Consider the following 20,502-nt stretch of genomic DNA (forward strand, 5'->3'; position numbering starts at 1 on the left):
TAACGCAATGATCTTGCGGGGGTGCGCAAGGTTGCTGCATTTCAGGAGCAACGAAGAACCTCGTAGGGTTACGCGCTGTACGTGTGTGGCGGGGACCCCGCTCGACGGGTCCCGGCTGTCGCGGGGTGCCGTCGGTCCCTGCCGCGGAAGACCGGCAGCGACGAAGGAGTCAGCGCGTGCTCGACCAAGGCGCACCCCCGCACAACGGCCGCCCCGCCGCCCCGCCGCCCCCGGGCCTCGGCGCGCGCCTGATGCGCCGCAAGCCCGTGGAACGCCTGGTCGCGGAGGGTGGCCAGGGTGAGGGCGGCTCCCTGCGGCGGTCCCTCGGACTGTGGCAGCTCACCATGATCAGCATCGGTGCCACCCTCGGCACCGGCATCTTCGTCGTCCTCGGCGAGGCCGTCCCCAAGGCCGGTCCGGCCGTCACGCTGTCCTTCGTCATAGCCGGTCTGACGGCCCTCTTCTCCGCCCTCTCCTACGCCGAGCTGGCGGGCACCATCCCGGTCTCCGGCTCCTCCTACTCGTATGCGTACGCAACGATGGGCGAGCTGGTCGCCTGGGTCTGCGGCTGGTGCCTGATGCTGGAGTACGGCGTCTCGGTCGCCGCCGTCGCCGTCGGCTGGGGCGAGTACCTCAACGAACTCCTCGACGGCACCATCGGCGTCACCATCCCGGCCGCGCTCTCCGCCCCGCCCGGCGACGGCGGCGTCTTCAACCTGCCCGCGCTGATCGTCGTCCTGCTCGCCATGGCGTTCCTGATGGGCGGCGCCCGCGAGTCCGCCCGCGCCAACACGATCATGGTCGTCGTGAAGATCGGCGCGCTGGTGCTGTTCTGCGCCATCGGCGTCCAGGGCTTCCGCTCCGGCAACTACGAGAACTTCATGCCGCTCGGCATGGCCGGCGTCAGCGCCGCCGGGGCGACGCTCTTCTTCTCGTACATCGGCTTCGACGCCGCCTCCACCGCCGGCGAGGAGGCGAAGAACGCCCAGCGCGACCTGCCCCGCGCGATCCTGCTGTCGCTCGCCATCATCACCGCGCTGTACGTCCTGGTCGCCGCCGTCGCCGTGGGCGCCAAGCCCTGGCAGCGGTTCACCGACTCCGAGGCCGCGCTCGCCCAGATCATGACCGAGGTCACCGGCCAGAGCTTCTGGGGCACCCTGCTGGCGTTCTGCGCCGTCATCGCCATCGCCAGCGTCGTCCTGACCGTGCTCTACGGCCAGACCCGCATCCTGTTCGCCATGGCCCGGGACGGACTCGTGCCCAAGGCGTTCGGCAAGGTCAGCCCGAAGACCGGCACGCCCCGCACCAACACCCTGATCGTCTCCCTCTTCTGCGGCGTGCTGGCCGCCGCGATCCCGCTCGGCCAGCTCGCCGACGCCACCAGCATCGGCACCCTGTTCGCCTTCGCGCTGGTCAACGTCGCCGTCGTGGTGCTGCGCCGGACGCGTCCGGAGATGCCCCGCACCTTCCGCGTGCCGCTGTCCCCGCTCATGCCGGCCCTCGGCTTCGCGTTCTGCCTGTGGATGATGGGCAGCCTGTCCGCCGTCACCTGGGTGGTCTTCGGTGTCTGGATGGCCGCCGGGCTCGTGTTCTACTTCCTGTACGGCCACCGCCGCTCCCGGCTCGCCACCGCACCGGTCCCATCAGAAGCGAAGTGAACCACCCGCAGTGCTGAACGATCTCGACGAACGCATCGTGCACGCCCTCGCCGAGGACGCCCGCCGCTCCTACGCGGACATCGGCCAGCTCGTCGGCCTGTCCGCGCCCGCCGTGAAACGGCGCGTGGACCGGCTGCGCGCCACCGGGGCCATCACCGGGTTCACCGTACGGGTGGACCCGGCCGCCCTCGGCTGGGAGACGGAGGGGTTCGTCGAGATCTACTGCCGCAGCAACACCTCCCCGGAGACCATCCAGCGGGGCCTGGAGCGCTACCAGGAGGTCGTGGCCGCCTCCACCGTCACCGGTGACGCGGACGCGGTCGCCCAGGTCTTCGCCTCCGACATGCGCCACTTCGAACGGGTCCTGGAACGCATCGCGGGGGAGCCGTTCGTCGAGCGGACCAAGTCCGTGCTGGTGCTGTCCCCGCTGCTGCGCCGGTTCTCGTCGGGATCGCCCGCCTAAGCCCGCGCAAAGGGTGGGCGCGGGGCACGCCACCCGACTAGCATCGACGCCATGACCTGGCGACATTGATCCACCAGCCGCGCCTCCCGAGGGCCGCCTCGGCCGCCGTACGTCCTCGACGTCCGGTGTCCGAACCGCCCTTCCGGGAAGGCCTCATGACTCTCACGCCCACGCGTGCCTCCGACGTCCGCGTGCGACGGCTGACGACCACGCTGTACGGCTATTCGTTCCTCGAAGACTTCATCCTGCTCTACCCGGTGTACGCGCTGCTGTTCAGCGACACCGGCCTGTCCGTCGGACAGATCTCCTCCCTGTTCGCCCTCTGGTCGGTGACCGGTGTGCTGCTGGAGGTCCCCTCCGGGGTCTGGGCCGACGCCGTCTCGCGCCGGCTGCTGCTGTGGCTCGGCCCGCTGCTCACCGCCGCCGGCTTCGCCCTGTGGGTGCTCGTCCCGTCGTACGGCGCCTTCGCCCTCGGCTTCGTGCTGTGGGGCGCCGGCGGAGCGCTCGGCTCCGGTGCGCTGGAGGCGTTGGTCTACGACGAGCTGGAACGGCTCGACGCGGCCGGCCGCTACGCCCGGGTCATGGGCCGGGCCCGTGCGGCCGGGCTGGTCGCGGTGATGGCGGCGATGGGACTGGCCGGCCCCGTGCTCACCTGGGGCGGCCACACCGCCGTCGGGGCCGCCAGCGTGCTGGTGTGTCTGCTGTCGGCGGCCACGGCACTCCGGTTCCCCGAGCACCGCTCCCCGAAGGCCGGACACGAGAACTGGGCGGCGACCCTGCGCGCCGGACTCGCCGAGGCGCGGGCGGACCGGTCCGTCCGCGGGGCGCTCCTGCTGGTCCCGGCCGTGAGTGCGGTGTGGGGCGCGCTGGACGAGTACACGCCGCTGCTGGTGCGGGGGACCGGCGTCGCGGACGGGACGGTTCCCTATCTGCTCCTGCTGATCTGGGCCGGTGCCACCGCCGGGAGCCTGCTGGCCGGTGAGGGCGAGCGGCTGGGCACGGGCGGGCTCGCCGCCGTCCTTGCCGGTGCCGGCCTCGCCCTGGCCGTCGGCGCGGCGGCCGGCACACCGGCGGGCCTGGTCCTCGTCGCCCTCGCCTTCGGCGGCTTCCAGGCGGCGACCGTGCTGGCCGACGCCCGTCTCCAGCGACGCATCGAGGACACCGGCCGGGCCACCCTCACCTCGGTGGCGGGCCTGGGCACGGAACTGACGACGATCGCGGTCTACGGCGGCTACGCGGTGATCGCCTCGGGGGCCGCCCACAGCACCGCCTTCGCGGTGTTCGCGATCCCGTACCTGACGACGGCGGCGGCCCTGCTGCTCGCCGTGGCCGCCAAGGTGCGGGCGTGAGGTCGCCGTAGCGCCTACGGCCGGCGGCCGGGTCGGGGGCGCCCGTCCTCGGACCGGTGCGACCGCGCTTCTCGGAGGGGGCACGGGGCGCGGACGCGCCGGCCACTGCGGACGGCCACCCCCGCCCCTGTCCCCTTCTGCGGACCACGGGCAGTCGTGCCGCCGCCCCCCCGCTCCCCGCCCTCCGCGGGCAGTCGTGCCTCCCCCAGTGCCTCAAGGGCCTGGGAGGTGCCCCCAGGGCGGCACGGGTGGGCGCGACGGCACCCCGCAAGCGCCGGGCCGCGCAGACGCCCCCCGGCCCACATCAATGCCGGAGCACCCCGCAAGCGCCGACCCGCGCAGACACCCCCCGGCCCGCACCAACGCCGGAACACCCCATACAGCACCGCGCCGCGCAACGAATCGCCGCCACCCCCACCCCGCACGCAACAAACCCCTCACCGACGCGCAACGGCTCCACCTTGTCCCCCCGAGCCGCCCGCCCGTACCGTCTATCCGACCCCCCGAAACCCCCCCGCGTACCGGTGAGGAACACGCATGCGCACCGCCCTGCTCCAGAGCTCCGGCCGCCCCGGATCCGTCGCCGAGAACCTCAAGGTCCTCGACGAGGCGTCCGCCCGCGCCGCCGCCGCGGGCGCCGGGCTGCTCGTCACCTCGGAGCTGTTCCTCACCGGGTACGCGATCGGCGACGACATCCCCCGGCTCGCCGAGCCCGCCGACGGCGACGCGGCCGACGCGATCGCGGAGACCGCCACCCGGCACGGCCTCGCGATCGCCTACGGCTACCCCGAGCGGGACGGCGAGCGCGTCTTCAACTCCGCGCAGCTGATCTCCGCCGACGGCACCCGCCTCGCGAACTACCGCAAGACCCACCTCTACGGCTGCTTCGAGCGGGACCACTTCACCCCGGGAGAGCGGACCGTCGTGCAGGCCGAGCTCGACGGCCTCACCGTCGGCCTGATGATCTGCTACGACGTCGAGTTCCCGGAGAACGTGCGCGCCCACGCGCTGGCCGGCACCGACCTCCTCCTGGTGCCCACGGCACAGCTGCACCCGTTCCAGTTCGTCGCCGAGTCCGTCGTACCGGTGCGTGCGTTCGAGAACCAGATGTACATCGCGTACGTCAACCGGGTGGGCCGGGAGGGCGAGTTCGAGTTCGTGGGCCTGTCCACGCTCGCCGCCCCCGACGGAGTCGCCCGCACCCGGGCCGGCCGCACCGAGGAACTCGTCGTCGCCGACGCCGACCCGGTGTTCCTCGCCGCGTCCCGTGAGGACAACCCGTATCTGACCGACCGCCGCCCCGGCCTCTACGGGTCCCTCGTCTGAACCCCTCACCCCCCACCCCCCGCTTCACCTGTGCAAGGAGTCCGTACCCCATGACGTCCACCGTGCCCAACGCGATCGAGCACGCCGACGAGCAGCAGCCGCCGATCACCATGTTCGGCCCGGACTTCCCGTACGCGTACGACGACTTCCTCGCCCACCCGGCGGGCCTCGGACAGATACCGGCGACCGAGCACGGCACCGAGGTCGCGGTGATCGGCGGCGGCCTGTCCGGCATCGTCGCCGCGTACGAGCTGATGAAGATGGGCCTCAAGCCGGTCGTGTACGAGGCCGACCGGATCGGCGGGCGGCTGCGCACCGTCGGCTTCGACGGGTGCGACGACTCCCTGACCGCCGAGATGGGCGCGATGCGCTTCCCGCCGTCCTCCACGGCGCTCCAGCACTACATCGACCTGGTCGGACTGCACACCCGTCCCTTCCCCAACCCCCTCGCCGAGGCGACGCCGTCCACCGTCGTCGACCTCAAGGGCGAGTCGCACTACGCCGAGACCCTCGACGACCTGCCCCAGGTCTACCGGGACGTCGCCGACGCCTGGGCCAAGTGCCTCGAAGAGGGCGCCGACTTCTCCGACATGAACCGCGCCCTGCGCGAGCGCGACGTCCCGCGCATCCGGGAGATCTGGGCGAAGCTGGTCGAGAAGCTCGACAACCAGACCTTCTACGGCTTCCTCTGCGACTCCGAGGCCTTCAAGTCCTTCCGCCACCGCGAGATCTTCGGCCAGGTCGGTTTCGGCACCGGCGGCTGGGACACCGACTTCCCCAACTCCATCCTGGAGATCCTCCGCGTCGTCTACACCGAGGCCGACGACCACCACCGCGGCATCGTCGGCGGCTCCCAGCAGCTGCCCCTGCGCCTGTGGGAGCGCGAGCCGGAGAAGATCGTCCACTGGCCGTACGGCACCTCGCTGAAGTCCCTGCATCCGGACGGCGAGCCCCGTCCGGCGGTCACCCGGCTCAACCGCACCGCGGGCAACCGGATCACGGTGACGGACGCCGACGGGGACATCCGTACGTACCAGGCGGCGATCTTCACCGCCCAGTCCTGGATGCTGCTCTCGAAGATCGCCTGCGACGACTCGCTCTTCCCGATCGACCACTGGACCGCGATCGAGCGCACCCACTACATGGAGAGCTCCAAGCTCTTCGTGCCGGTGGACCGGCCGTTCTGGCTGGACAAGGACGAGGAGACCGGCCGGGACGTCATGTCGATGACGCTCACCGACCGCATGACGCGCGGCACTTACCTCCTCGACGACGGCCCCGACAAGCCCGCCGTCATCTGCCTCTCCTACACCTGGTGCGACGACAGCCTGAAGTGGCTGCCGCTGTCCGCGAACGAGCGGATGGAGGTCATGCTGAAGTCGCTCGGCGAGATCTACCCCAAGGTCGACATCCGGAAGCACGTCATCGGCAACCCGGTGACCGTCTCCTGGGAGAACGAGCCCTACTTCATGGGCGCGTTCAAGGCCAACCTGCCCGGCCACTACCGCTACCAGCGCCGCCTGTTCACCCACTTCATGCAGGAGGCGCTGCCCGAGGACAAGCGGGGCATCTTCCTCGCCGGTGACGACATCTCCTGGACGGCCGGCTGGGCGGAGGGCGCCGTCCAGACCGCGCTGAACGCGGTCTGGGGCGTCATGCACCACTTCGGCGGCGAGACCGACCCGACCAACCCGGGCCCCGGCGACCTCTACGACGAGATCGCCCCGGTGGAGCTCCCCGAGGACTGAGCCCGCCTCCCCGCCGCCGGGTCAGTCCGGCAGCGGGGTGAGCAGCATGCGGCCGGCGAAGCCCACCGCCGTGTCCAGGCGTTCGGCGAACTCCCCGGCGACGTCCGGCAGTCCGCGCAGCGCCCACAGGGCGCGGGCCGCCGTCCAGGCGGCGTCCCGGGCGCGGTCCAGGCTCCACGCGCCCAGCAGATGGGTCAGCGGGTCGGCGATCCGCAGCAGTTCGGGGCTCGGTGTCAGCTCTTCGCGGATCCGGTCCTCCAGCGAGAGGAGGAGTTCGCCCACCTGGTCGAACTCGTCCTCCAGCTCGACGGGTTCGCAGGCGAGCGTACGGCAGGTGTCCACGACGGCGAGCGCGAGGTCGTGGCCGATGTGCGCGTTGATGCCCGCGAGCGCGAACTGCAGCGGACGTACGCCGGGATGCCGGCGGAACTGGAACAGCGGACGCCAGCAGGCCGGTGGCCGCCGCTCCCGCGCCACCGCGTCCACCGCCGCCAGATAGCGCTCCGCGAACCGCACGTCCAGCGCGATCGCCGCCCGCGCGTCCGGGAACCGGCCCGCGTCGATCCGCCGGTCCACGGCCTCCGTGACGGCGAGGTAGACACGGTTGAACACCGCGACCCCGTCCCGCGCGGGCAGGGCCGCGTCGAGGGCGCGCATACGGGAGACGACCCCGTCCACGGCGGTGAGGACTTGTTCGCATCGCACCATGAGCGCAGAGTCGCACCTTTAGGGTGGCGTCAGTGGCGGCGGGCCCGGCGCTTCCCCGGAACGGGGGAACGCGCCCGTCGTGGGGGAGGGGGAGCAGTACTGTGTCAGGCTCGCGTGCCCAGCGCCTGTCCGCGCGGAGGGCCGAGCGACGGCGTGCCGCCCGGCGCGGCACGATGGTCGCGGCGGCCTCCGTGGTGGTCGCGGTCGGCACCGTCACGGGGATGATGTCGGCGGTCGGCGACGGACGCGGCGCGGACGAGGCACGCCCCGGGGCGACCTCCTCGCCGCGCCTGGAACCGCTGCCCGCCGTGCCGTCGCCCTCGCCCTCGCCCTCGCCGTCGGTGTCGGCGACGAGGCCGCCTTCCCCCACGGCCGGTCCGAAGAGGAGGGCGAGCCCGACGGCGTCCGCGTCCCGGGCCGAGAAGAAGCGGCGGACCGCCCCCGTGTCCACCCGCCTCTACCGGTACCCCGAGTCCCGGGTCCTGGACTGGGTGCGGGCCAATCCCGACGACCCGCGCCGCGCGGTCATCGAGTCCCGGATAGCCGGCCAGCCGGCGGCCGTGTGGTTCGCGGACTACTCCCCGGAGTCGATCACCTCCCGGGTGCGTGCCGTGGCGTCGGGCGGCGCGGCGCGGGGCCGGACGCCGGTCCTCGTGCCGTACGCGATCCCCGACCGCGACTGCGGCGGGCACTCCGAGGGCGGGGCGCCCGATCTGGCCGCCTACGACGCCTGGATCGACCGGTTCGCCGCCGGACTGGGCGGCAGCGAGGTCATCGTGATCCTGGAGCCCGACGCGATCGCCCAGTCCGAGTGCCTCTCCGCCGGGCGGCGCGCCGACCGCTTCGCCTCGCTGGCCCGCGCCGGCCGGGTGCTGAAGGACGCCAACCCCCGGGCGCGGGTCTACTTCGACGCCGGGCACTCCGGCTGGCACGCGCCCGCCGAGCAGGCCGCCCTGCTGCGGCAGGCCGGGGCCGCCTCGGCCGCCTCCTCCGACGGCGTCTTCAGCAACGTCTCCAACTTCCACGCCACCGCCGACGAGGTCGCCTACGGCCGTGCCGTGCTCGACGCCCTCGGCGGCCCGCCGGGCCTCGGCGCGGTGATCGACACCAGCCGCAACGGCAACGGCGCCCCGGCGGACGGGGAATGGTGCGACCCCGCGGGCCGCAAGCTCGGCCGGACCCCGACGCTGAGCACCGGGGAGGCCGGCATCGACGCCTACCTGTGGGTGAAGCTGCCGGGGGAGTCCGACGGCTGCAAGGGGACGCCGGGTACCTTCACCGCGTCGTACGCCTACGACTTGGCGCGCTGATCACCCTCGGTGCCGCCGGTGTCGTAGGAGGAGGTGCCCTCGTCGAGCAGCGGCTCCTGCGTCTTGAGGTGGGCGGGCGCGAAGGCGCGCAGCGCGTGGTAGCCGGTGATGACGACCAGCGTGCCGAGTGCGATGCCGCTCAGCGAGAAGGTGTCGGTGAACTCCATCGAGACGTTGCCGACGCCGATGATGATGCCCGCCGCGGCCGGCACCAGGTTCAGCGGATTGCGCAGGTCCACCTTGGCGTTGATCCAGATCTGCGCGCCGAGCAGGCCGATCATGCCGTACAGGATGACGGTGATCCCGCCGAGGACACCGCCCGGGATGGCCGCCACGACCGCGCCGAACTTGGGGCAGAGACCGAACAGCAGGGCGAAGCCGGCGGCGGCCCAGTACGCGGCCGTGGAGTAGACGCGGGTCGCGGCCATCACGCCGATGTTCTCGGAGTAGGTGGTGTTGGGCGGGCCGCCGACCGCGGTGGACAGCATGGAGCCGACACCGTCGGCGGAGATGGCCGTGCCGAGCTTGTCGTCGAGGTTGTCGCCGGTCATCTCGCCGACCGCCTTGACGTGACCGGCGTTCTCGGCGATCAGCGCGATGACCACCGGCAGGGCGACCAGGATCGCCGACCACTCGAAGGACGGGCCGTGCAGGGTCGGCAGGCCGATCCAGTCGGCCTGGCCCACTCCGGACAGGTCCAGGCGCCAGTGGTCGGTGACCTTGCCGCTCGCGTCCGCCGAGTGGATCTTGCCGAAGATCCGGTCGAGCGCCCAGGACAGGGCGTATCCGAAGACCAGCCCGAGGAAGATCGCGATCCGGGACCAGAAGCCGCGCAGGCAGACCACGGCGAGCCCGGTGAACAGCATCACGAACAGGGCGGTCCACTGGTCCTGCGGCCAGTAGGTGGAGGCGGTCACCGGTGCCAGGTTGAAGCCGATCAGCATCACCACCGCGCCGGTGACGATCGGCGGCATCGCGGCGTGGATGATCCGCGCCCCGAACCGCCGTACCGCGAGACCCACCAGGAACAGCGCGGCCCCCACCACGAACACCGCGCCGGTGACGGTGGCGCTGGAGCCGCCCTGGGCCCGGATGACCGCGGCGACGCCGACGAAGGAGAGCGAGCAGCCGAGGTAACTCGGCACCCGGCCGCGCGTCGCCAGCAGGAAGACGATCGTCGCGACGCCCGACATCATGATCGCCAGGTTGGGGTCCAGGCCCATGAGCACCGGGGCGACGAAGGACGCCCCGAACATCGCCACGACGTGCTGGGCACCCAGACCCGCCGTGCGCGGCCAGGAGAGCCGTTCGTCGGGGCGGACCACCGCGCCGGGGGCCGGGGTGCGTCCGTCGCCGTGCAGTGTCCAGCGGACGCCGAGATCCATGGGCTGTCGCTTTCGTCGTACGTGCAGCGTGTCCGGACCATTGTGGGGGCTGAGCAGGAGTGCTTCGTACAGGCGGGCGGGCGTGGCCGACCCGGCTGAGCGTCTGCTTAGGATGAGGGCGCGCCGCTGTTCGATGTAAACGGCACTCATCCCGTACGTCCCAGGAGTCCCACCCGTGACCGCCGAAGCCCCGCTCGCCCCCGCCCTGCTCCACGGCCGGCTGATCCCCGTGACCGTCCACTTCGACGACCTCGACGCGCTGGGGCTGCTGCACAACGCCCGCTACCCGCTGCTCGTCGAGCGGGCGTGGACGGAGCTGTGGCAGGAGAAGGGCGTCCGCTTCGACGGCGACTGGGTGGCGGCCGGCGACGCCTGCAACGCGGTCCGGGAGCTGCGCATCGGCTACGAGGCCCCGGTGACCCGCGCCGGTACGTACGCGGTCCACCTGTGGCTGGAGCGGCTCGGCACGACCGGACTGACGTACGGCTTCCGCTTCTGCTCGCAGGACGGGGCGGTGACCTACGCGCGGGGCAGCCGGGTGCTGGTGCGGCTGGACGCCACGACCCTGCGCCCGGCGCCCTGGAGCGAGACGTTCAGGGACGGGGCTCGGGAACTGCTGCTTCCGGACGCGTGACCTTCGTACGGTCTCCCGCGCGCAGCACGCCCGCGAAGCCCGCGATGCCGCACGACAACACCGTCACCAGGACGAACGACACCATCAGGCTGGTCGCCTGGGCCAGCAGGCCGATCGCGCTCGGGGCGACCAGGCCCGAGGTGTAGGTGATGGTGGCGACGCCCGCGATGGCCAGGCTCGGGTTGGAGCCGCTGCGGCCGGCGGCGGCGAAGCACAGCGGCACGACCACCGCGATGCCGAGCCCCATCAGCGCGAACCCGCCCATCGCCATCGCGGGGTGCTCGGCGAACACGATCAGCAGTCCGCCCAGCAGGGCGACGACACCGCTCGCGCGGACCGTGCGCACGGCGCCGTAGCGGTCCACCACGCGGTCCCCGGCGATCCGGGCGATGGCCATGGTGAGCGTGAAACCGGTGGTGCAGGCCGCCGCGAGACCGGCCGAGGTCTCCAGCTGGTCGCGCAGGTAGACCGCCGACCAGTCCAGGCTCGCGCCCTCCGCGAACACCGCGCAGAAGCCGATCGCGCCGATGAGCAGCGCGGAGCGGGGCGGCAGCGCGAACCGCGGCGGCGGCTCCTCGTCCTCGGCGGGCTGCAGATCGAGCACCCAGGTGCAGGCGGTCACGCCCGCCACCGTCAGGACGGCGGCCGCGAGCACGTGGTGCAGCCGGGCGTCCGCGCCGAGGTGGGCGGCGAGCGTGCCGGCCGCCGAGCCGATCAGGGCGCCGGCGCTCCACATGCCGTGCAGCCCCGACATGATCGACTTGTCGAGCCGGTTCTCCACCTCCACGCCCAGCGCGTTCATCGCCACGTCCGACATGCCGGCCGTGGCGCCGTAGACGAACAGGGCCAGGCAGAGGGTGAGCAGGTTCGGGGCGATCGACGGCAGGGTCAGCGCGAGCGTCCACAGCGCGATCAGGCCGCGCAGCGCCGTGCGTGCGCCGAAGCGGTGGCTGATGCCGCCCGCGAGCGGCATCGCGAGGGACGCCCCGAGCGCGGGGAAGGCGAGTGCGAGGCCCAACTGCCCGGCGCTCACCCCGGCGTGGTCCTGGATCCAGGGGACGCGGGTGGCGAACGAGCCGGTGACGGCGCCGTGCACGGCGAACACGGCGGCCACGGCGTACCGCGCCCGTCTCACATCGCGCTGCTGATGGACCACTGCGCTCATTGTCCCGCCCCTCCCGGTCGTCGGTTTCCGCACGCGCCGCCGTAAACTATCAGGAACCCTGCCTGAAAGATATGGGGTATCCGGAGGCGGAGCACGCGCCGACCGGTCCCGCCGATCTGGAAGGATCCCGGCATGGCCGCATCCCCGAGCACCGCCAGAGCCATCAACGACCGGCTCGCCCTGCGCCTGCTCCAGCAGGAAGGCCCGCTGACCGCGGGGCAGTTGAAGCAGCTCACCGGGCTGTCCCGGCCGACCGTCGCCGACCTCGTCGAGCGGCTCACCGCCGCCGGGCTCATCGCGGTGGCCGGCGAGGCGGGGGAGCAGCGGCGCGGTCCCAACGCCAAGCTCTACGGCATCGTCGCGGACCGGGCGCACCTGGCCGCGCTGGACGTCCGCACCGAGGGCGTCACCGTGGTCGTGTCGGACCTCGTCGGCGGGGTCCTGGCCGAGGCCGCCCTGCCCATCACCGGGGACACGGGCACCGGACCGGCGGTCGAACAGGCGGTCGCGCTGGTCGAGCGGACGGCGAAGGAGGCGGGCGCCGACCGGCTGCACACCGTCGGGATCGGGGCCCCCGGGCTGATCGACCCCGCGAGCGGCGAACTGCGCGACTCCACGGGGCTGCCCGAGTGGCACCGGCGCCTGGTCGCCGTGCTCCAGGAACGGCTCCCCGAGGCCCGGGTCAGCGTGGAGAACGAGACCAACCTCGCCGCGCTGGCCGAGCAGCGCGACGGCGCGGCCCGCGACCGGGACACCTTCGTCCTGCTGTGGCTGGGCCACGGCACCGGCGCCGCCGTGATCCTCGACGGCACCCTGCGCAGGGGCGCCTCCGGCGGCACGGGCGAGATCGGCTTCCTCCCGGTCCCGGGCACGAGCGGCCCGCCGTCGGCCACCGACTGCGCGGGCGGCTTCCACTCCCTGGTGGGGGCGGCGGCGGTCGCCCGGCTGGCGGAGGAGTACGGCGTCGTGGCGGAGCCGGGGATCGAGCCGCCGGCGGCGGGCGCGGTACGGACGGCCGTCGCGTCGGCCGGCCCCGCCACCCCGGAGGCGCGCTTCCTCGACACCCTGGCCGACCGGATCACGGTGGGCGTCGCCTCGGTGGTCGCGCTGCTCGACCCCGGCCACGTGGTCCTGGGCGGCGAGGTCGGCCAGGCCGGCGGCGAGACCCTCGCCGCGCGGGTACGGGACCGCCTGGCCGCCATGTCCCCCCTGCCCGCCGACGTACGGCCCAGCACCCTGGGCGGCGGCGCGGTACTCCGCGGAGCCCTCCTGACGGCCCGTGACCGGGCCCAGGACGAACTGTTCGGCGTGCCCGAACACTGAGGCCCCGGCAGCGCCCCGAAGGGGCACGGGACCGTACCGACGTGCGGCTACCGCCGCGTGGGCACGGGGCCGTACTGCCGTGCGGCTACCGCCGCGTGGGCGCGACCGGCCACGGCAGCGCCCCGAAGGGGCGCGGGGAACTGCGCGACCAGCCACGACGGCGCCGCGGACGATCGACGGCACCGCACCGCACGTCCGGCGGAGCGCCCGGCCCCCGCTCACGGCCCGGCCGCCGGCCGCCGGCCGTCCCGCTCACCGGCGGGCGGCGCGGGCCCCGGACCGCTTCATCAGGTACTCGTCGAACGTGCCCTTGCCGACCGCCCGCTCCGGCGCGAGGTGGCCGCCCGCGCGGAAGGCGTCGTAGGACGCGCCGCGCAGCGGGACCTTGACCACCGCGCGGCGGCGGCCCGTGGCCTTCAGATACGCGCGGGCCAGGGAGTCGAACGTCCGGACCTCCGGACCGCCCATGTCGTCGACGCGGCCCGCCGGCGCGCCCTGGGCCAGCTCGGCTAGGCGGTCCGCGACCTCCGTGACGTCGACCGGCTGGTCCTTCACCCGGGCCGGCAGCAGCAGGACCGGCAGCCTGGCCATGCCCTGGAGGACCGTGAACACCAAGTCGTGGAACTGGGTGGCGCGCAGCACCGTCCAGCCCAGCCCCGACTCCTCGACCAGCCGCTCCACAGCCAGCTTGGACTTGTAGTAGCCGAACGGCACCCGGTCGACACCGACGATCGAGATGTACACGAGGTGTCCGGCCCCGGCCCGCCGGGCCGCCGCGATCAGGTTCCGCGCGGCCTTCTCGTCGCCACCGCGCGGTGACGTCGCGCAGTGCACGATCGTGTCCACGCCCGTGACGGCCTCGTCCAGCGCCGGCCCGCCCTCGCGCAGGTCGACGGCGTACGGCTGAGCGTGCCGGCTGAGCCCCCGCACCTCGTGTCCGTCCGCCCGCAACCGCGCGACGACGTGCCGGCCGAGCGTTCCGGTACCGCCGGTCACCAGGATCGTGCTCATGCTGTTCCGTCCCTTCGGACACCCGGCGCTCCCCGACGGAGCGCCCCGCGTCTGCTGGGACGGATCGACCACCGCCGGATGTGACATCGGTCCGGGGACCCGTCCCCTGCGGAGTCCAGCTTCTCCGGGTCCGGTACCGGGCGCATCCGCGCGTGGTGAGGCCCGGCGGCGGGCAAGGGCCGTCGTCACCGCCGCCGGGCCGGTCCGTGAGGGTCAGCAGGCTCCCTGGTCCCGCCACACTCCCCATTCGCCGGTGGTGCCGGGCTCCTCGCCCTTCGTCCACCACTGCGCCTTCCAGACGTGGCCCTCGTGGGACACCACGCTGCCGCCGCCGTACGAGGCCGAGGCGTCCCAGGCCGGGTCAGCGCAGTCGCCGGGCGGCGTCGTGGGCGGGTCGGTCGGCGTCGTGCCGCCGCCCGGCTCGACGACGGTCGTCCCGCGTGCCAGGTCCCCGGCGAGGGCGTACGCCTTGCCGCCGATCGTCACCGTCCAGTTCGACGGGGTCGACACCGGCAGGTAGTAGTTGAACGACAGGTCGACGGTCGCGCCCGGCGCCAGCGACTGCCACGCCGGCAGCTTCAGCGACACCCGGTGGAAGTCGCCCTTCAGACCGCCCACGTTGGAGCCCGTGTGGTCGCTGCTGATGACCTTGGTGCCGAAGCCGGACTGGTCGGAGGCGTTCGCCGGAGCCGAGGTCGCGTAGTCGAACTGGAACTCCGTGCCGCCCGGCAGCGCGGTCTTCGTGTTGTTCGTGATCCGCAGCTTGGGCGTGATCGGGTAGTTGGAGTCGCCCAGCTTGAAGTCCGTGAACTCCACGCCCACGTTCACGGCCTCCGACGGCAGGTCCGCGTTCGACTTCTTCGCGCCGTACGGCGTGGCCGCCTTGAACTTGTCGTACATCAGCGAGGTGAGCGTGTCGCCCGTCTCGTACTGGCCCTCGGCGGCGTTCCAGTCGTAGTCGCCGGCCAGCTCCCAGACCATGGTGCCGCCGATGCCGCGGTCCACCACGTAGTCGGCCTTGGCCCCGACCGACTGCTCGTCCTCGGTGGAGAGGAAGACCTTCTTCTCGGCGTTCCACAGCCAGGGGGCGACCAGCGTCGGGTCGTACTTGCGGGCGTAGGTCCCGGTCAGCTTCGTGTCCGCCGGGAAGCCGTAGTCGGTGACGTAGTCGCCGACGATGCCCTTCTCGAGGTTCTTGGCGTGCCACATCGGGTTGGAGCCCGCCGGGGACTCCTTGCCGTTGGTGTCGAGGTCGTGCCAGAGGTTGTCGATGCCGACGGCGCCGTCACCGCACTTGGTCAGGCCGGAGCCCGCCGGGCAGGAGGAGGCGGACGCCTTGCCCCACAGACCGTCGGTCCCGCCCTGCACGTTCTTGTGGCCGCGGGTGTAGTACGGCAGGCCGATGTTGATGCGGCCGGCCGGCATGGAGCCGCGGAAGTAGTGGTAGGCCCAGTCGGTGTTGAGGTAGCCGATGCCGCCGTACTGGGCGCTGCCGTAGACGTTGGCGGCGGCCAGCTCGGCGTCCTTGCCGTCGTCGAACAGGGAGGCGTTCGGGCCGACGTACTCGTTCCAGGCGCCGTGCAGGTCGTACGACATGATGTTGACGTAGTCCAGGTACTTCTGGACCTGGAAGGTCTCCATGCCGCGCAGCAGATAGCCGGACGAGGGGGCGGCCACGGTGAGCATGTAGTGCCTGCCGTCCGCCGCGCCCGCGCGGTCCAGCTTCTCGCGCAGCGTCTTCATCAGCGCCGCGTAGCCCTTGACGAGACCGGCCCGGCGGGCGTTGGCGAAGGACCAGTCGAGCGGGTTGCCCGCGTCCTTCATCGTCGTCGGGTACTCGTAGTCGATGTCGACGCCGTTGAAGCCGTACGTCCGGATGAAGTCGACCGCCGAGTCGGCGAAGGTGTCGATGCCGGCCTGGTTGACCGAGCCGTCGGCGTTGGTGGCCATCGAGTAGAAGCCGCCGGAGTCCACGCGGGCGCCGCTGTCGTCGAAGTAGCCGCCGGTCTCGGCCCAACCGCCCACCGAGATCAGCGTCTTGACGTCCGGGTGCTGCTTCTTGAACTTGTTGAGCAGGTTGAAGTGGCCCTTGTAGGGAAGCTGCGGGTCCATCTCCGCGCCGGCCACGCCGGGCCACGTCATGCCCGTCGCCGGGTTGGCGGCGGTGTCCGAGCCGACGGAGATCTTGTTGCTCTTGTCGATGTGCGCGAACGCGTAGTTGATGTGGGTGATCTTGTCCCACGGGATGTCGGACGCGAGGTAGGCGGGCTTGCCGTCCTTGCCGGTGCGCCAGCCGGTGAAGTAGCCGATCACCCGGCGCTGGTGGTCGGCGCCCATCTTCTCCCGGCCGGCCGAGTCGTAGACCGAGCAGTACGGGACATCGACGCCCGGCGTCGAGTACAGCCCGTCGGGACGACAGGACTCCTGGTCGGCGGCGTGCGAGACGGTGGCCGGGAGGGCGGCGAGCAGCAGGCCGGCGACGGCGGCGGCGGAGGCGAGCAGCGCGGGTCTCGCTCCGGGGCGTGAGGGGGACGGCACAGTGGGTTCCTCTCCAGGGAAGTTGGCTCGGACCTTAAGAGGACTAGACCAGAGCGTCAATAGGTATGGACCAATTCGGTGGACCGTCAGAAGGGTGCCCCGGTGGGGGAGTTGTCCCGCACGCGACCCTCGGCGGTCTCCGCGTCACTTCCTGTGAGCCACTCCACACTCCTCGCCCGCATGGAGTGCGGCCGGCCGTGGCACACTGGCCCTGTACCAGTAGCAGCGCACTCCGGGGTCGGTGAAAGTCCGAACCGGCGGTTACAGTCCGCGACCCGGTCACCTCCAGTGACCGGTTGACCAGGTGAAATTCCTGGACCGACGGTTAAAGTCCGGATGGGAGGCAGTGCGCGGCGGGCGGGCATCCATGCGCGCCGCCGTACCGGTTCACCCTCTGGGTGAACTCCGTCCGGCGTCGCCCCGGTGTCGTCGTCCGCGGTTTCTGTCGTCATCGACAGCCCCGGAGTCCGTGCCCGAAGAGGCAGGAGGACCCGGGAAGTGTTCACCGGAATCGTCGAAGAGCTGGGCGAGATCACCGCCGTCGAGACCCTCGACGACGCCTGTCGCTTCCGGCTGCGCGGCCCCGTCGTCACCGAAGGCGCACAGCACGGCGACTCCATCGCCGTCAACGGCGTCTGCCTCACGGTCGTCGAGCACGAGGGCGACGAGTTCACCGCCGACGTCATGGCGGAGACCCTGAAGCGCTCCAGCCTCGGCGTCCTCGCCGTCGGCTCCCGCGTCAACCTCGAACGCCCCACGGCCGTCGGCTCCCGCCTCGGCGGCCACATCGTCCAGGGCCACGTCGACGGCACCGGCGAGATCCTCGGGCGCGAGCCGTCGGAGAACTGGGAGATCGTGAGGATCTCCCTCCCCGCCGGCCTCTCCCGCTACGTCGTGGAGAAGGGCTCCATCACCGTCGACGGCATCAGCCTCACCGTCGTCGACGCCGGGCCCGACTTCTTCACCGTCAGCCTGATCCCCACCACCCTCGCCCTGACCACGCTCGGCATCAAGCAGCCCGGCGACCCGGTCAACCTCGAGGTGGACGTCATCGCCAAGTACGTCGAGCGGATGCTCGGCGACCGCGCCACCGGTGAGGGGGCTTCCCGGTGAACTGGCTCAACTCCGAGGCCTTCACCCTCTTCGACCAGCACATCAAATGGTCGGACATGATCGGCAACGTGATCGGTCTGATCGCCCTCGCCCTCGGCTGGCGCCGCTCCATCTGGACCTGGCCCGCCCAGTTCGTCTCCGGCCTGATCCTCTTCACGGCCTTCGCCACCGCCCACCTCTCGGGCAGCGCCGGCAAGCAGATCGTCGTCATGCTGGTCGCCGCCTGGGGCTTCTGGCAGTGGAACCGCGGCCGGCAGCAGGCGCGGGACGGCTCCATCGCCGTACGGTTCGCGACCAACCTCGAACGGCTTCTCCTCGTGGGCGCCGCGGCGGTCGGCACCCTCGCCGTCGGCGGCCTGTTCACCCTCTACCCGTCCCTGTCCTGGGACCCCTGGCCGGACGCCTACATCTTCGTCGGCACGATCGTCGCCATGTACGCGCAGGCGCGCGGCATGGTCGAGTTCTGGTTCGCCTGGCTGCTCGTCGACCTCGTCGGCGTCCCCCTGAACTTCGCCAACGGTTTCGCCTTCTCCGGATTCGTCTACGTCATCTACGGCGCACTGGTCCTGTGGGGCCTGCGCGACTGGTGGCTGCGCTCCCGTGACGCGCGGCCCGCCCTGGAAGGAGCGCCGGCATGAGCGCGGCACCGATCCTGTACAGCACCGACGGCATCGAGGACCTCGCGCTCGACCCGGTCGAGCGGGCCGTCGCCGACATCGCGGCCGGCCGCCCGGTCGTGGTCGTCGACGACGAGAACCGCGAGAACGAGGGCGACCTCGTCATCGCCGCCGAGAAGGTCACCCCCGAGATCGTCGCCTTCATGATGAGCGAGTGCCGCGGCATGATCTGCGCCCCCATGGAGGGCGAGGAACTGGACCGGCTCGGCATCCCGCTGATGGTGGAGAACAACACCGAGTCCATGCGGACCGCGTTCACCGTCACCGTCGACGGCTCGGGCGCCCACGGCGTGACCACCGGCATCTCCGCCGCGGACCGCGCGACCACGCTCCGGCTGCTGGCGAGCGGTACCGCGCGGGCCGACGACTTCGTCCGCCCCGGCCACATCTTCCCGCTGCGCGCCCGCCCCGGCGGCGTACTGGCGCGCGACGGCCACACCGAGGCCGCCGTCGACCTCGCCCGCCTCGCCGGCCTGCGCCCGGCCGGCGCCATCGTCGAGATCGCCGGCGAGGACGGCACCATGCTCCGGCTGCCCGAGCTGATCCCCTTCGCCCGCAAGCACGGCCTGACGATCATCTCCATCGAGGACCTGATCGCCTACCGCCGCTCCGCCGAGCCCACCGTCCGCCGCGAGGCCGAGGTCCATCTGCCCACCTCCCACGGCACCTTCACCGCGTACGGCTACCGCTCCACCGTCGACGGCGTCGAACACGTCGCCCTCGTCCACGGCGACATCGGCGACGGCGAGGACGTCCTCGTCCGCCTCCACTCCGAATGCCTCACCGGCGACGTCTTCGGCTCCCGGCGCTGCGACTGCGGCCCCCAGCTCGACGCCTCCCTGGACCGCATCCAGGCCGAGGGCCGCGGAGTCGTGGTCTACCTGCGCGGACACGAGGGACGCGGCATCGGCCTGATGTCCAAGCTGCGCGCCTACGAGCTCCAGGAGCGCGGCCGGGACACCCTCGACGCCAACCTCGAACTCGGCCTGCCCGCCGACGCCCGCGACTACGGCGCCGGCGCGCAGATCCTCGCCGACCTCGGCGTCCGCGACGTCCGCCTGATGACCAACAACCCCGACAAGTCCGACGCGCTCGCCCGCCACGGCATCAAGGTCACCGGACGCGAGCCGATGCCCGTCACCGCGAGCGAGCACAACCTCCGCTACCTGCGCACCAAGCGGGACCGGATGGGCCACGACCTGCCCTGGCTGGACACGCCGACCGTGCCCGCCTGCGGCAACCAGTAACGAGAGACACCGAGGAGAGACGTGAGCGGCAAGGGTGCACCGGAACTGTCCGTACGCGACGTGGGGGACCTGCGGGTCGCCGTCATCGCCGCGCAGTGGCACGAGAAGGTGATGGACGGACTGGTGGACGGCGCCCTGCGCGCCCTGCACGACCTCGGCATCGACGAGCCGACCCTGCTCCGGGTCCCCGGCAGCTGGGAACTCCCCGTCGTCGCCAAGGTCCTGGCCGGCCGGGGCTACGACGCGGTCGTCGCCCTCGGCGTCGTCATCCGGGGCGGCACGCCCCACTTCGACTACGTGTGCCAGGGCGTCACCCAGGGACTCACCCAGGTCTCGGTCGACACCGGTGTCCCCGTCGGCTTCGGCCTGCTCACCTGTGACGACGAGGAGCAGGCCCTGGACCGCGCCGGACTGCCCGGCTCCAGCGAGGACAAGGGGCACGAGGCGGTCACCGCGGCCGTGGCCACCGCGGCCTGCTTGCGTTCGGTATCCGAACCCTGGCGGTGAGCAGTCCCCGTCACCGCGTAGGGTAAGGACCACCATGTCCAAGAAGACGTTCGAGGAGCTATTCACCGAGCTCCAGCAGAAGGCCGCCCACGGCGACCCCGCCACCTCCCGCACCGCCGAGCTGGTCGACAAGGGCGTCCATGCCATCGGCAAGAAGGTCGTCGAGGAGGCCGCCGAGGTCTGGATGGCCGCCGAGTACGAGGGCAAGGAGGCGGCCGCCGAGGAGATCTCGCAGCTGCTGTACCACGTCCAGGTGATGATGGTCGCCCGCGGCATCTCCCTCGACGACGTCTACGCCCACCTGTAAACCCTCACGTCCACGACACGCCCCCTCACACGA

At 72.2% G+C, this 20,502-nt stretch carries 18 protein-coding genes and 1 riboswitch; of the genes, 13 read left to right on the forward strand and 5 right to left on the reverse strand.

Going from position 1 to position 20,502, the window contains the following annotated elements:
* The first annotated feature begins 176 nt into the window (after positions 1–176).
* The 5 genes from ACZ62B_RS26240 to ACZ62B_RS26260 all read left to right on the forward strand — a co-directional run bounded on the left by ACZ62B_RS26240 (position 177) and on the right by ACZ62B_RS26260 (position 6,544).
* On the forward strand, positions 177–1,658 hold the full coding sequence (locus ACZ62B_RS26240) for an amino acid permease (protein ID WP_468720488.1): 1,482 nt from the start codon (positions 177–179) through the stop codon (positions 1,656–1,658).
* 10 nt (positions 1,659–1,668) lie between these two features.
* Positions 1,669–2,121 carry an Lrp/AsnC family transcriptional regulator gene (locus tag ACZ62B_RS26245; RefSeq protein ID WP_030867804.1) on the forward strand — a complete coding sequence of 151 codons (453 nt, stop codon included), beginning with the start codon at positions 1,669–1,671 and terminating at the stop codon, positions 2,119–2,121.
* Between the two features lie 155 nt (positions 2,122–2,276).
* Complete coding sequence (locus ACZ62B_RS26250) at positions 2,277–3,470, forward strand: MFS transporter (protein WP_344560655.1); 1,194 nt, start codon at positions 2,277–2,279, stop codon at positions 3,468–3,470.
* Positions 3,471–4,007: 537 nt separating this feature from the next.
* Entirely contained in the window at positions 4,008–4,796 is a 789-nt protein-coding gene (locus ACZ62B_RS26255) for a carbon-nitrogen hydrolase family protein (protein ID WP_344560656.1), read from the forward strand.
* Between the two features lie 50 nt (positions 4,797–4,846).
* Complete coding sequence (locus ACZ62B_RS26260) at positions 4,847–6,544, forward strand: flavin monoamine oxidase family protein (protein ID WP_344560657.1); 1,698 nt, start codon at positions 4,847–4,849, stop codon at positions 6,542–6,544.
* A gap of 21 nt (positions 6,545–6,565) precedes the next feature.
* Here the strand turns inward: ACZ62B_RS26260 and ACZ62B_RS26265 are convergent, their stop codons facing one another.
* Positions 6,566–7,252 (reverse strand): DUF5995 family protein, encoded by a 687-nt coding sequence (locus ACZ62B_RS26265; RefSeq protein WP_468883650.1) that lies wholly within the window; start codon positions 7,250–7,252, stop codon positions 6,566–6,568.
* Positions 7,253–7,425: 173 nt separating this feature from the next.
* Between ACZ62B_RS26265 and ACZ62B_RS26270 the strand changes: the two genes are divergently transcribed.
* Positions 7,426–8,562: a glycoside hydrolase family 6 protein gene (locus ACZ62B_RS26270; RefSeq protein WP_468720526.1), complete on the forward strand. Its 1,137-nt coding sequence runs from the start codon at positions 7,426–7,428 to the stop codon at positions 8,560–8,562.
* On the opposite strand, the gene ACZ62B_RS26275 is transcribed toward ACZ62B_RS26270, so the two are convergent.
* Positions 8,544–9,947 carry a uracil-xanthine permease family protein gene (locus ACZ62B_RS26275; protein ID WP_344560659.1) on the reverse strand — a complete coding sequence of 468 codons (1,404 nt, stop codon included), beginning with the start codon at positions 9,945–9,947 and terminating at the stop codon, positions 8,544–8,546. The genes ACZ62B_RS26270 and ACZ62B_RS26275 overlap by 19 nt on opposite strands.
* Before the next feature lie 175 nt (positions 9,948–10,122).
* On the opposite strand from ACZ62B_RS26275, the gene ACZ62B_RS26280 reads away from it, so the two are divergent.
* Positions 10,123–10,581 carry an acyl-CoA thioesterase gene (locus tag ACZ62B_RS26280; RefSeq protein WP_344560660.1) on the forward strand — a complete coding sequence of 153 codons (459 nt, stop codon included), beginning with the start codon at positions 10,123–10,125 and terminating at the stop codon, positions 10,579–10,581.
* Here the strand turns inward: ACZ62B_RS26280 and ACZ62B_RS26285 are convergent.
* The gene (locus ACZ62B_RS26285; RefSeq protein ID WP_344560661.1) at positions 10,541–11,746 is read right to left on the reverse strand and encodes an MFS transporter; all 1,206 of its coding nucleotides are present in this window, start codon (positions 11,744–11,746) and stop codon (positions 10,541–10,543) included. The two genes, ACZ62B_RS26280 and ACZ62B_RS26285, sit on opposite strands and share 41 nt — an antisense overlap.
* A 132-nt stretch (positions 11,747–11,878) precedes the next feature.
* Here ACZ62B_RS26285 and ACZ62B_RS26290 point away from each other — a divergent pair, with 132 nt between their 5' ends.
* The gene (locus tag ACZ62B_RS26290) at positions 11,879–13,069 is read left to right on the forward strand and encodes an ROK family transcriptional regulator (RefSeq protein WP_344560662.1); all 1,191 of its coding nucleotides are present in this window, start codon (positions 11,879–11,881) and stop codon (positions 13,067–13,069) included.
* 252 nt (positions 13,070–13,321) lie between these two features.
* Here ACZ62B_RS26290 and ACZ62B_RS26295 read toward each other — a convergent pair whose 3' ends face one another.
* Complete coding sequence (locus ACZ62B_RS26295) at positions 13,322–14,080, reverse strand: SDR family oxidoreductase (RefSeq protein ID WP_344560663.1); 759 nt, start codon at positions 14,078–14,080, stop codon at positions 13,322–13,324.
* A gap of 213 nt (positions 14,081–14,293) precedes the next feature.
* The gene (locus ACZ62B_RS26300) at positions 14,294–16,618 is read right to left on the reverse strand and encodes a chitinase C-terminal domain-containing protein (RefSeq protein WP_468720499.1); all 2,325 of its coding nucleotides are present in this window, start codon (positions 16,616–16,618) and stop codon (positions 14,294–14,296) included.
* 223 nt (positions 16,619–16,841) lie between these two features.
* A riboswitch (FMN riboswitch) is annotated at positions 16,842–16,972 on the forward strand.
* Between the two features lie 144 nt (positions 16,973–17,116).
* Between ACZ62B_RS26300 and ACZ62B_RS26305 the strand changes: the two genes are divergently transcribed.
* From ACZ62B_RS26305 to ACZ62B_RS26325, 5 genes are read left to right on the forward strand one after another with little or no spacing between them, the layout of a single operon-like run.
* The gene (locus ACZ62B_RS26305) at positions 17,117–17,731 is read left to right on the forward strand and encodes a riboflavin synthase (RefSeq protein WP_344560665.1); all 615 of its coding nucleotides are present in this window, start codon (positions 17,117–17,119) and stop codon (positions 17,729–17,731) included.
* Positions 17,728–18,369, forward strand: a complete 642-nt coding sequence (locus tag ACZ62B_RS26310) for a nicotinamide mononucleotide transporter family protein (RefSeq protein WP_468720504.1) — start codon at positions 17,728–17,730, stop codon at positions 18,367–18,369. Before ACZ62B_RS26305 ends, ACZ62B_RS26310 begins: the two co-directional genes overlap by 4 nt.
* The gene (locus ACZ62B_RS26315) at positions 18,366–19,655 is read left to right on the forward strand and encodes a bifunctional 3,4-dihydroxy-2-butanone-4-phosphate synthase/GTP cyclohydrolase II (RefSeq protein WP_344560667.1); all 1,290 of its coding nucleotides are present in this window, start codon (positions 18,366–18,368) and stop codon (positions 19,653–19,655) included. Before ACZ62B_RS26310 ends, ACZ62B_RS26315 begins: the two co-directional genes overlap by 4 nt.
* A 21-nt stretch (positions 19,656–19,676) precedes the next feature.
* Positions 19,677–20,162 (forward strand): 6,7-dimethyl-8-ribityllumazine synthase, encoded by a 486-nt coding sequence (gene ribH / locus ACZ62B_RS26320; RefSeq protein ID WP_030867847.1) that lies wholly within the window; start codon positions 19,677–19,679, stop codon positions 20,160–20,162.
* Positions 20,163–20,196: 34 nt separating this feature from the next.
* On the forward strand, positions 20,197–20,469 hold the full coding sequence (locus tag ACZ62B_RS26325) for a phosphoribosyl-ATP diphosphatase (protein ID WP_029383007.1): 273 nt from the start codon (positions 20,197–20,199) through the stop codon (positions 20,467–20,469).
* Positions 20,470–20,502 lie beyond the last annotated feature (33 nt).

This window comes from Streptomyces sp. NPDC053426 (assembly GCF_055585405.1).

Coding starts and splice junctions, on each gene's coding strand:
- ACZ62B_RS26250 (WP_344560655.1), top strand. CDS start 2,277: ATGACTCTCACGCCCACGCGTGCCTCCGACGTCCGCGTGCGACGGCTG.
- ACZ62B_RS26255 (WP_344560656.1), top strand. CDS start 4,008: ATGCGCACCGCCCTGCTCCAGAGCTCCGGCCGCCCCGGATCCGTCGCC.
- ACZ62B_RS26260 (WP_344560657.1), top strand. CDS start 4,847: ATGACGTCCACCGTGCCCAACGCGATCGAGCACGCCGACGAGCAGCAG.
- ACZ62B_RS26265 (WP_468883650.1), bottom strand. CDS start 7,252: ATGGTGCGATGCGAACAAGTCCTCACCGCCGTGGACGGGGTCGTCTCC.
- ACZ62B_RS26270 (WP_468720526.1), top strand. CDS start 7,426: ATGGTCGCGGCGGCCTCCGTGGTGGTCGCGGTCGGCACCGTCACGGGG.
- ACZ62B_RS26275 (WP_344560659.1), bottom strand. CDS start 9,947: ATGGATCTCGGCGTCCGCTGGACACTGCACGGCGACGGACGCACCCCG.
- ACZ62B_RS26285 (WP_344560661.1), bottom strand. CDS start 11,746: ATGAGCGCAGTGGTCCATCAGCAGCGCGATGTGAGACGGGCGCGGTAC.
- ACZ62B_RS26290 (WP_344560662.1), top strand. CDS start 11,879: ATGGCCGCATCCCCGAGCACCGCCAGAGCCATCAACGACCGGCTCGCC.
- ACZ62B_RS26295 (WP_344560663.1), bottom strand. CDS start 14,080: ATGAGCACGATCCTGGTGACCGGCGGTACCGGAACGCTCGGCCGGCAC.
- ACZ62B_RS26315 (WP_344560667.1), top strand. CDS start 18,366: ATGAGCGCGGCACCGATCCTGTACAGCACCGACGGCATCGAGGACCTC.
- ACZ62B_RS26325 (WP_029383007.1), top strand. CDS start 20,197: ATGTCCAAGAAGACGTTCGAGGAGCTATTCACCGAGCTCCAGCAGAAG.